Genomic DNA, 12,177 nt, shown 5'->3' on the forward strand with positions numbered 1-12,177 from the left:
GTTGAAATGGAAGTGCGTGAGCTGCTTTCTCAATACGATTTCCCAGGCGATGACACACCAATCGTACGCGGTTCTGCATTACAAGCATTAAACGGCGTTGCAGAATGGGAAGAAAAAATCCTTGAGTTAGCGAACCACTTAGACACTTACATTCCAGAGCCAGAGCGCGCGATTGATAAACCATTCTTATTACCAATCGAAGACGTTTTCTCAATCTCCGGTCGTGGTACCGTAGTAACCGGTCGTGTTGAGCGTGGTATCATCAAATCCGGTGAAGAAGTTGAAATCGTCGGTATCAAAGAAACCACCAAAACAACTGTAACTGGTGTTGAAATGTTCCGTAAATTACTTGACGAAGGTCGTGCAGGTGAAAACGTCGGTGCATTATTACGTGGTACAAAACGTGAAGAAATCGAACGTGGTCAAGTATTAGCGAAACCGGGTACAATCACCCCACACACAGACTTCGAATCTGAAGTGTACGTATTATCAAAAGAAGAAGGCGGTCGTCATACTCCATTCTTCAAAGGTTACCGTCCACAATTCTATTTCCGTACAACAGACGTAACCGGTACAATCGAATTACCGGAAGGCGTGGAAATGGTAATGCCGGGCGATAACATCAAAATGACAGTAAGCTTAATTCACCCAATCGCAATGGACGAAGGTTTACGTTTCGCTATCCGTGAAGGCGGTCGTACAGTAGGTGCGGGCGTTGTAGCGAAAATCATCAAATAATTGATGAATAACTTCTAATAATTAATCTCAGGACTGAACTATATAGTTCAGTCCTTTTAATTTATTAGGAGAAAAAATACCTAAATTATTATAATTAAAATATTATGTAAATATGTCATTTGCCTATTTCCTAATTTGATTAAATTCAGTATCTTTCGCATTTCGTGTATTATCTGCAAATTCTCCCATTTGATTCAAGGACTCCATTATGTCAAATACCTCTGCGATTGCTAATGTTGCAAATCTTATCCGAGAAAACGAGATCAAATTCGTTTTGCTCAAATTTACCGATATTAAAGGTAAAGAACACGGTGTGTCTTTGCCGGTCTCTTTAGTAGAAGAAGATCTGGAAGAGCTGTTTGAAGAAGGCAAAATGTTTGACGGTTCTTCCGTGGAAGGCTGGCGTACCATTAACAAAGCCGATATGTTGTTAATGCCGATTCCTGAAACGGCTGCCGTTGATCCGTTCTCCCGTATTCCGACTCTCACTATCCGTTGTAGTATTTACGATCCAAACACAATGCAAAGCTATGATCGGGACCCTCGTTCTATTGCGATCCGTGCGGAAAACTATCTCAAATCAACCGGGATTGCCGACAGTGTCTTATTCGGGCCTGAACCGGAGTTCTTCCTATTTGATGATGTGCGTTTCGGCGTTGGTATGAACGGCAATAGCTACGAAATCGATGATATTGAAGCGGCTTGGAATACCAATAAAAAGTATGAAGACGGCAACAAAGGCTATCGTCCGCTGAAAAAAGGCGGCTACTGTGCAGTTGCGCCAAACGATACGGCACACGATATTCGCTCCGAAATGTGCTTGGTGATGGAGCAGTTGGGCTTGGTGATTGAAGCTCACCACCACGAAGTGGCTACTGCCGGTCAAAATGAAATTGCGACACGCTTTAACACGCTAACCAAGAAAGCGGACGAAACGCAAATTTACAAATATGTCGTTCAAAATGTTGCGTTAGAACACGGTAAAACTGCCTGCTTTATGCCGAAACCGATTACGGGCGATAACGGTTCCGGTATGCACTGTAATATGTCCCTTGGCAAAGACGGCAAAAACGTGTTTATGGGCGATAAATACGCCGGCTTATCCGAAACGGCACTTTACTATATCGGCGGGTTAATTAAGCACGCTAAAGCGCTCAATGCCTTTACTAATCCAAGTACCAACTCGTATAAACGCTTAGTGCCGGGCTTTGAAGCGCCGGTGCTATTGGCTTATTCTGCCAGCAACCGTTCTGCCTCTATCCGTATTCCTGCAGTTACCAGCCCGAAAGCAACCCGTGTTGAAGCTCGCTTCCCTGATCCATTGGCAAACCCATATCTTGCCTTTGCCGCATTATTGATGGCAGGTTTAGACGGGGTTATCAATAAAATTCATCCGGGCGATGCGATGGATAAAAACCTCTATGATCTGCCGCCGGAGGAGTTGAAAGATATTCCGGCAGTGGCAAGCTCATTAGAAGAAGCGTTAAATGCGTTGGAAACGGATTATGAATTCTTAACCAAAGGCAATGTATTTACCAAAGACTTCATTGAAGCCTATATCGGTATTCGCCGTAAAGATGTCGAGCGTTTGAATATGACGCCACATCCGGTCGAGTTTGAAATGTACTACGCATAATCAAGGCGATAACCCAAAAGGCTTATTCCTTGGAATAGGCCTTTTCTTTGTACCTTATCAATCTATCTGTATTTGCAGGGAATCAAAATGCCACAAAATCTGTATCACTGGCCCGATCCGCACGCACTTTATCCCGATCGTCCCCCAAAAAGTTACCGTTGGAAACGGTTGCGCTATCGGCTGCGTGCAATGCTTAATGCAAAAAAGATTACCCAATTCACCGCTTGTGTGAACCAAAATCCGGCTCTAGCACGGTTATTGAATGCTAATCCGAGTTATAGTTATCCGCTTGTGCATCGTTTCTTGGATAAACGTTTTAGCGCATCGCAACGTCTACACGCTATTTATGACAACCTGACTTTCTTGCCGCCAACACTCTGGCATAAAACGCACTATTTGGGCGAAATCGTGCCGGATTTTTCCTTGTATCTGAACCTAAATCAGCAACAGGCAATGGAAGGTTACTGGTCGTTAGAATTACGGTATAACCAGACCGATCAACTGGTCTATTTGCTCACTTTCGGAAAAATTGAGGACGCATTGCTGATTGCCGTCATTCAAGGGCCTAATTTTGAGGGCTCAAAAGAATTAGTGAAGTTACTGACGAAAAAATGCCACGGGCTACGACCGGCTTATTTGATGGTGGAAGCAATGAAAGCACTTACCAATGTGCTAGGTTATCAAAAACTGTGGGGAATTCCGCAGAAGTACCAAAATAAGTCTCGCTTTATCCAAAGTAAACGCTATGTGGTGGACTACGACAAAATTTTTGCGGAAAGTATGGGAAGTCAAGCCTATTATTGGGAATTACCACTGAGCTTTGAAACTAAAGCCATTGAAGATATCCCAAGTAATAAACGAGCGATGTACCGCAAACGTTACGCAATGCTTAATGCTTTACAACAAACAATGGCAGAAAAACTCGTGCCTCACCTGACACAAGCGGTCGGTTAAAACCCAAATTTTGCAAGATTATGCCGCATAACTTATATTCCATTTTGTAAAAAATTTGCCGAAACACACCGCTTGTAAAGCAGTGGTTTCGGCAAAATCATTTTTAGCCTAACGTCGACCGAAGTGTTTGAATCTCATCATATTAAGCAATTGCTCTTTCTTCTTGGTCGTTAAAACAATATTGGTTTTCACCACTTTGTTTTTCACTACTTGCGGTTTCGCCGGATTAATACCACCTTGTTTTACCGTTTCGGTTTTAGTGGAATCCACTTTCACATTTACATCGGATTTTACCCCTGCAATAGTGCCGTTATCCCAATCTTTCTTCGCACTTTCTGCCCATTTGTCTGCCGGATATGGCGTAAACTTACCGCTACCGTTTGCAGAAAGATTGACGCTGGTTTCACTCACTTTATCCGTTACCGACGTAGTCGTGGTTTTACCACTGAGATTATTAGTAACGTTTGGTGCATTCACACTGCCGCCGTTAAATTGGGCATTATTACCGGAAATAGTGGCATTTTGTGTATTGAGATCGGTAGTAGTGAGGGTTTCATTACGAATAACATCAACATTCAATTTGCCAGAACCGCTCGCAGGTACCCATTTATCATCGCTAATGCCACCATTTAGTGATAAACCTACATCGACACCCGTTTTATTGACGTTATTTTTTGCAGCATTGAGATTAACATCCCCCTTGCCACCATCTAGGTTAAGATTAGTACTATTTGAGCTAACACCAGTTAGGTTCACGCCATTTTGAGCCTGAATATTGACATTCTGCCCGTTAATTGAAACGCCTTGATGTGTCGTACTGTTTTCATGTTGTACATTGATATTACCGTTAATGCCAAGGCTTGAAGTATTCGCCCCCATACTTACACCACCGCCAACACTTACATTCAGATCGTTAACGTTGCTTTTACCCGGTTGAACATCAACGGTATTGCCCGTAATAGATGCATTATTGCCCGCCGTAACATTTGTGCCTTGTAGGTTTACACCATCTTTACCGTGAATTCCCACATTGTTACCACCTTGAACATTATGTGAAACAGCGTCCGTACGGCTGCCTTTATGACCATTAGCCGTGAAATTCACATCAACAGATGGCACCGCAGCCCCTGCTGCCGGCACCACTATCGCACCAACACCGACATTAAGGGTAAAACCACCGCCTTTATGACTGCTGGTATTTTGCGATTGGGTAAAGTTTGCCTGATCAGCCTTAATATTCACATTGTGAGTTGCCGAAATATCCCCTTGGCTGTTTAATGTACCCGTGGTGATATTGACATTCCCCCCTTGTGCATTTGCTTTGTGAGCCGTCGTTGAATTACTCTGATCTTTTTGGAAATGAATACCGGCATTTACCCCAACATTTGCACTCGCAAAATCTTTTGTACTGGCACTAACCCCTATAGTGACGCCAGCATTTAATTTATCATTCTGCTTTGTGTTTTGAGCCGATTGAATATTATGCGACTGTGAGTTGAGATTAACGTTGCCCCCACCTTGGTATTGTGTACCGACATCAGTTAAATGGGCAGCATTCACATTCACATCGTTACCCGCCGTTACCGTTGTACTTTGTGCATTTGTAGCAGAACTTTGCTCACGACCACCGGAAGCACCTAATACAAGGCTACCATTAACGACTTTGTTTTTATCAAGGGAAGTTGTTAAGGTTAAACCGGCATCAACGTTTTTCTTATGATTACTTTCCGTATTAGATTCCGCTTTATGACTCACATTTTGTGCGTTTTCGGATATATTTTGTCCCGCATTAAGCTGCGAACCACTATGGCTAATACCTTGATTTGCATTGATATTCAAATTATTTGCAGCAGATAATTGGCTACCTTGTGCGGAAGTTGTCGAACTATTGGCTTGTGAATGTTGAACACCGAATGAAAGTTTATTCGTAATACCGCTTTCAGTCACAGTTACCGTATTGGTAATCCCCACATCCGTATTTTTCTTAGTGGAATCAGAAGAATTATGCTGTGCCTGAGTATTGACGTTATTCGCATTGATATTCAAATCAGAGTTCGTTGCAGACACTTTACTACCCGCCACATTCACATTATTGGCAGCTAAATTTGTCTCACCGCCACTCACAGACGATGCAGTATGTGTACTCTCCGTCAATGACTTATTATGTTTATAAAAACCGAGAGTAGCACTTGCTTCACCTTTGAATTTCAAATTATCTTTGACATTACTCACTAGGTTTTTGGCAAGCTCATCACGTTTTACCTTATCTTCAATCACATTCACAAGAAGATCAACGGAAGATTTTGCGACACCCTCTTTATCAAGCGATAATGTTGGTTTTTCAACTTTAGCGGTAAACCCGATACCTGATTGGGTATGATTTTGGGATAAATGATTTCGACTGCCTTGAATGTTAATATCTCTGCCAGCAACAATATAGAGAACACCACCCGCTTGTACACGGCTGCCAATGATATCTACATTCTTATCGCTCACTAATCTCAGATTGGATTGAGAACGTAAATCCGAGCCTTGCTGGGTATAAACAACTTTATATCCCTTAGTCCGCTCTTTGGTAATATCAAAAATGGTTCCCTTTCGACCTTGCTCTTGATAAGAACTGAAGTTTTCCACCGAATCTAATCGTAAGCTACCTTCATTCGCTTTAACTAAGGCATCTTTACCTGAAATAACTCGACTACCTGAAATATTCACTCCTTTCTTAGCATCAGCTAAAATCGCCCCTTTTACCGTAAAATCCGCCCCGTGTTGCTCTCTATCATTACGGGTAGAAACCAGCGTTTTCGATCCTGCTAAACCGCCCCAATATTTTTCCTTATCATCTACATTGTGGCTATTTTTGACTTCCTCTGCCTTAAATTGAAGTTTGCCACCGTTCGCAACAACCAAATCGCCGTCAACACGGCCAATCGTACCGGCAAACTGAATATCCGAGCCACTTGAGATAATCAAATCGCCTTTCACATTCAATTCACTCGCCACATAATTCTGAGCGGCCGCAGACTGTAAACTCTTACCTGTCTTACGTTTTGACGAAATATTCTTAAACACTGTGCTATCAGAGTAGAAATTTTGCTCCGTTGCCCCTTGGAACGTAATGCCTTGTTCACCGTGTAACACAAGGTTTTGAGCATTAATCTTAGACGCATCGCCTGTCAATTTTTCCTCTGTTGCGATGAGTTTTAGATTATCCGACACAATGTTTGTATGATGCACTTTTTCAGTCGTACCGAATGAGTTCTCCCATATTTTGGCACTCCCTTTAGAGCGTTCTTCAGTCGAGACCGTTCTGCCTTTCGTTTTTACTGAGCCTAAATGGGTTTTACCGCCAACCAATATCGCATCTTTAGCTTGAATATCAGCCCCTTCTAATACCAACTGATTCGCCGCAACCACGATCGCAGAATCTGCTTTTACGCTGGTTTTAGTAAACTGTTTCGTATCTTTTTGCGATTTTCCTTTACCGACAAATTTATCCTTATCATTAATGTTTTTAGAAGAAGAAACCGTATTATCAGTTACCTTCCCATTTAATTTCACATTACCGCCAGTGACTGTAACTTGCTTCGCAGTTAAGTTACTACCCGTCACCTCTAAACTAGCACGATCGTCTGTTGAGTGGATACGAATACGACCCGCTTGAATACTGCCTGCAACTTTACCATCTAATATTTTTTCTTGCTGCGGTAATACACTAACGGTTAATTCTCCATTATCCGCACGCTCAATCTTATTACGACCTTGTAAAATATTAACATTACCATCTTTAGCTTGAATATTACTGGAGACATTTACCGTCGGAGCAATTAAATCGACATTCGTTGCACCGGACATACTACCTTTAGCCGTTAAACCTTGCTCGCCGTCCACTTGATAGCCAGTCAACTTACCGCTTTCAACAGTCGCTTTCCCAACCACTAACGATGCTCTCGGCGTATTAATAAAACCGCCACCGTCAACACTAATGCCATTCGGATTAGCTAATACATAGTCCGCTCTTTGTCCTGCAATTTCTTGTTTACCGGCAATATGTGAAGGATTACGGCTGACTACCTCATTTAAGATCACCGTTGCCGCCTGACTTCTCAAGTTCGGGTTAGCCTCAACTTGCCCCGCTAATTGTGTTTGACTATTTTGCCGTGCGTTATTTAACACCGCACCGGCTTTATCGACATTAAATTTATTATATTGGTTATGAGAAAGCCCCGACTGGCTCGGTGTCGCAATATTGATTATTTCAACACCTTGTTGACGGGCAACTTGGGTCTGACCGTTAGCGGCTTGAATCTCCGCATAACTGAACTGCGTTGCATAGCATAATGACAATGCAACCGTGATTTTAGAAAGAGACATTTTTTGCATAGATAGGAATTTCCAAAATGAAAAAGGGCTGTGCCCAAAACGGCAAACATTGCTGCTTACCACCATTCGACAAGCGGTTGGTTTCACTGCTGTTTTTACAGCACTGACACACCATTTGGCGTGCCGCATATTCTAAGCATCTCTTGTTAAAATCTGATGACTTTTTTTAATAAAAGTCAAAATTTGTGACATACATCACAAAAATTTTCTCATTTGCTCTTTTTTTGCTCATTTTATACATTCTTCCTTTAGCCTCCTAAGCAACCGATTACTCCATAAGTAGCATTTTTTCATAAAAAATAAGGCTAACCCTTTCGGGTTAGCCTTTTCATTATAGATTAGCGATTGATTACCACTGATAGCCTACGCCAACAGAGCCACCGAGGTCACCACAGGTATTCGCATTACTTATACTTTCAAAGATAATTATATATCACAACTTAGATATTCAATCCCAATGAGAATTCCCTCTACCTCCCTCCAAACATTCCCCCAAGTCCTCCTAAGCCGCCCATCATTCCTTTCATTCCACGCATCATTTTTGCCATTCCGCCTTTGCGCATTTTCTTCATCATTTTTTGCATTTCGTCAAATTGCTTGAGCAGGCGGTTTACATCTTGAACTTGTGTCCCTGACCCTAATGCAATGCGGCGGCGGCGTGAACCTTTGATGATATCTGGGTTTGCCCGCTCTTTAAGCGTCATTGAGTTAATAATCGCTTCCATTTTGTTGAACATTTTATCGTCCACTTGATTTTTGACGTGATCCGGCAGATTTTTTGCCCCCGGCAGTTTTTCAAGCAACGTCATCATTCCGCCCATTTTTTTCATTTCCACTAGCTGATCACGGAAATCGTCAAGGGTAAACATATCGCCTTTTTTGAATTTCGCTGCCATTTTTTCGGCTTTCTCTTGATCGACCGAACGTTGCAAATCTTCAATCAGCGATAACACATCACCCATTCCTAAAATACGAGACGCAACTCTGTCAGGGTGGAACGGCTCTAACGCATCGGTTTTCTCACCAACTCCTAAGAATTTAATCGGTTTGCCGGTAATATGACGAATTGACAACGCCGCCCCGCCCCGCGCATCGCCATCCACTTTAGTTAAAATGACCCCCGTTAAAGGCAATGCCTCGTTAAAGGCTTTGGCGGTATTTGCCGCATCTTGACCGGTCATTGCGTCCACAGTAAAGAGCGTTTCAATCGGGTTAAGCACCGCGTGAATGTGTTGAATTTCACTCATCATTTCGCCATCAACGTGTAAGCGACCGGCAGTATCGACAATCAACACATCAAAAAAGTTTAATTTTGCGTGCTTGAGCGCCAGCTCGGCGATTTCAACCGGTTTTTGGCGGGTATCGGTTGGGAAGAAATCCACTTTCAACGCTTCCGCTAAGGTTTGAAGCTGTTTAATCGCCGCCGGGCGATAAACATCTGCCGACACGACCAACACTTTTTTCTTATGCCGCTCTTTTAAGAATTTCGCTAACTTACCAACCGAGGTGGTTTTCCCCGCCCCTTGCAAACCCGCCATTAAAATCACTGCCGGCGGTTGGCTGGCTAGGTTTAACGCCTCATTTACCTCCCCCATCGCACTTTCCAGCTCGGCGCGGACGATTTTGAGAAATTCCTGCCCCGGTGTCAGGCTTTTGTTCACCTCCTCACCAATCGCCCGCTCTTTGACTTTATTGATAAACTCACGCACGACCGGCAAAGCAACGTCAGCCTCCAGCAATGCCATACGCACTTCCCGCAGCGTATCTTTAATATTCTCTTCGGTTAAACGTCCCTTACCGGTTATGTTACGCAGGGTTTTGGATAGTCTATCGGATAAATTCTCAAACATAATCTTCTCTCTAAATGGGTGTAGCGTTATGTAGCAAATGCTTTTGATGTTAAACGGACACGGTGTGGCGTCCCGACAATCTAATCAACATTCAAATTTGTACAATAACGGCATATATCAAAAAAACGTTACTTTTCAACCGCTTGCTAAAAGCTATAAAAGCACGAAAAAATCAAGGGTATTATACAACGCAGGAAATATTTTGGGATAAATAGAATGTAAAGAAAGGATAAAGCTACGCTATTAGATCACAGTTGCGTAGGCTAAATGATGACATCAGTAGGGACGCCACTCCGGCGTCCGTCTAATTAACGGTTAAGGCATTTTTGCACCAATTCCAAGACGAGCGGGAATGTCGTCCAGCCCTCACGATCCAAAAAATGCCCGCCTGTTGCCAAACGGATATAATCGGCGGACAAATGCACCGCTAACGCATCGCTATATTGCGGCGGGACAATCTCATCGTCCATCGCACTCACCACATAAGATTTAAACGGCATTAAATCGGGCGAAATCGCATAGAGATTAGAGAACGGTGTTAATTCCGGCAAGGTCTCTAACGGCTGATAAAAACCGGACACCAGCACCGCGCCTGCCGGCTGAAGATAGTGCTTCGCCAAAAAATTCAGCCACGCAATGCAACCTAAACTATGCCCGACCACCACCGTGTTCTCATCAATCTCCACATTTTGCGCTAAGTGGGCTAACCAACTGTCCGGCGTTGGATTTGCCGAATCAGGCATTGCCAAACATTCACACGCAATATTTTGCTGGGTTAATTGTTGCTGCAACCACGGAAACCAATGGCTCTCCGGCGCAGCCGTATAACCGTGGACAATATACACTTTTGCCATTTACTCTCTCCCATATCATCAACAAGCGGGCATATTGTGGCATTTTTTTGCAATATTATATAGTCGCTATACACACCAAATTTGGTTCATTACGAGGCTACATCGTCTTCATTAAAATGAGGTCAGAACTGGAAACGATGTCCGTAATAAAATTACCTAATTTCAAGCTATGATGAAACGGACGCAAGCATTGTGCCCCTACCGATAAGCAATCATCTCACCTTGCACAATGGCGACACAATGTTAGAAATCCTCATTAACCGACCGCTTGCATTGTCATTCAAGGGATTGTAACGCTTGGACTAATTGGCAATATTGTCGGTATTTGCGGCGATAAGCGTCAAAATGAGCGGAATTTGGCGTAAATATCCGCATCTCTGACAACAATGCAAGCCGACATTGTTCCCCATTCCCTTGCATTGCCATCAACGCCGCGCCTAAGCAGCCCGTTTCTTCAATTTGCGGAATTTCAACGGTTAAACCGCTCAAATCTGCCAGCATTTGCATCCATACCGCCGATTTCACCGCCCCGCCCGTTACCCGCAGCCGTTGAGTGTCAGGGAAACGTTGCAACATTCGCTCTAAATGGTGCATCAGGCTAAACAGAACGCCTTCATAAATCCCCTGCAATAAATGGGCTTGGCGATGATGCGCCTGCAAGCCGTAAAAGCCCGCTTTCATTCCCAAACCGGCATTTGAGCCGTATAAAAACGGGACAAACAACACCGAGCTGGTAGCCGGCGGCAGCTCGGCAAGGCGTTGATTGATCTCATCATAACTTAGCGCCGACCACTGTTTTAAGAACCATTCCAAATTACCGGCAGAGGTCGGGCTGGCTTCGTGAACAATCCATTTTTGCGGTTCGGCATAACGCCCGTATACAAACGGCAGGGCTTGGGATTCATCAATCCGATCGGTAATACCGCTCACCACCGACCAAGTGCCTAAAACCACGTTGAGTTTACGCTCATCGTCCAAACCGGCACATAGCGCAGTGGAGACCACATCAAATAACCCACCCACAACCGGCGTGCCTGCCGCCAAGCCGCTCAATGCCGCCGCCTGCTCGGTAACATAGCCCGCTACCGCATTTGAGCGTATTACAGGCGGTAACTTATCGCTGATTTCTTGCAAATCCAGCCATTGTGCCAACTGCGGATCGTATCGCCCTGTTTGCATATTGTAGAGGTTAGACTCGGAAATGTTGGTTTCCTCACAATGCAGCTCGCCCGTTAAACAAAAACGCAAATAATCGTGGGACATCAACACCGCCCCGATTTCGGCATAGCGCTGCGGCTCGTGTTCCTTCAGCCAACGCAAAATCGACACGGGATGCCCCGTCCACAACGTTTGACGGGTCAATAGATAGAGCTTATCGGGAATGCCCTGCCGTTGCCAGCCTTTTACAATATCAAGGGAACGCTGATCGGAGGATAAAATCGCTCGCCCAAGGGGTTGATTTTGGCGGTCGAGCAAAAACGCCCCCTTGCCCTGCGCAGAAATGCCGACCGCTTTAATCGCCGTTGGTAACAAACCGCTTTGTGCCATCGTTTGACGGATGACCGCCGCACATTTTTGCCAAAGCTGCGGCATATCCCGTTCCGCATAGCCCGCCTGCTCGCTAATCACCGCCACATTTTCCCGCACACACGCCGCCATTTTGCCGTGCCGATCAAAAATCGCTGCCTTAATAAAGGTGCCGCCGCAGTCAATGCCAAGGTAGTAGTTCATAAATTTGCCTCTTTTACCAAATTAGGATTGT

7 protein-coding genes are annotated in these 12,177 nt (G+C 44.1%); 3 read left to right on the plus strand and 4 right to left on the minus strand.

Annotated features, from left to right (window positions below; genetic code table 11):
* From RO21_RS05445 to RO21_RS05455, 3 genes are all read left to right on the plus strand, one after another.
* Positions 1-738: elongation factor Tu (locus RO21_RS05445; RefSeq protein ID WP_047976783.1), on the plus strand; the 738-nt coding region annotated here is incomplete at its 5' end.
* 208 nt (positions 739-946) lie between these two features.
* On the plus strand, positions 947-2,374 hold the full coding sequence (gene glnA, locus RO21_RS05450) for a type I glutamate--ammonia ligase (protein ID WP_047976784.1): 1,428 nt from the start codon (positions 947-949) through the stop codon (positions 2,372-2,374).
* A gap of 87 nt (positions 2,375-2,461) precedes the next feature.
* Complete coding sequence (locus RO21_RS05455) at positions 2,462-3,328, plus strand: VirK/YbjX family protein (protein ID WP_047976785.1); 867 nt, start codon at positions 2,462-2,464, stop codon at positions 3,326-3,328.
* Positions 3,329-3,436: 108 nt separating this feature from the next.
* Here the strand turns inward: RO21_RS05455 and RO21_RS05460 are convergent, their stop codons facing one another.
* The 4 genes from RO21_RS05460 to RO21_RS05475 form a co-directional block, all read right to left on the minus strand.
* Positions 3,437-7,711, minus strand: coding sequence for a two-partner secretion domain-containing protein (locus tag RO21_RS05460; protein ID WP_053067720.1), 4,275 nt, complete (start codon positions 7,709-7,711; stop codon positions 3,437-3,439).
* 470 nt (positions 7,712-8,181) lie between these two features.
* Positions 8,182-9,561: a signal recognition particle protein gene (gene ffh, locus RO21_RS05465; protein ID WP_047976786.1), complete on the minus strand. Its 1,380-nt coding sequence runs from the start codon at positions 9,559-9,561 to the stop codon at positions 8,182-8,184.
* A gap of 308 nt (positions 9,562-9,869) precedes the next feature.
* Complete coding sequence (locus tag RO21_RS05470; protein ID WP_047976787.1) at positions 9,870-10,415, minus strand: RBBP9/YdeN family alpha/beta hydrolase; 546 nt, start codon at positions 10,413-10,415, stop codon at positions 9,870-9,872.
* Between the two features lie 276 nt (positions 10,416-10,691).
* Complete coding sequence (locus RO21_RS05475; protein ID WP_047976788.1) at positions 10,692-12,146, minus strand: FGGY-family carbohydrate kinase; 1,455 nt, start codon at positions 12,144-12,146, stop codon at positions 10,692-10,694.
* Positions 12,147-12,177: the final 31 nt, after the last annotated feature.

The organism is Muribacter muris, from assembly GCF_001038205.1.
Classification (GTDB): domain Bacteria; phylum Pseudomonadota; class Gammaproteobacteria; order Enterobacterales; family Pasteurellaceae; genus Muribacter; species Muribacter muris.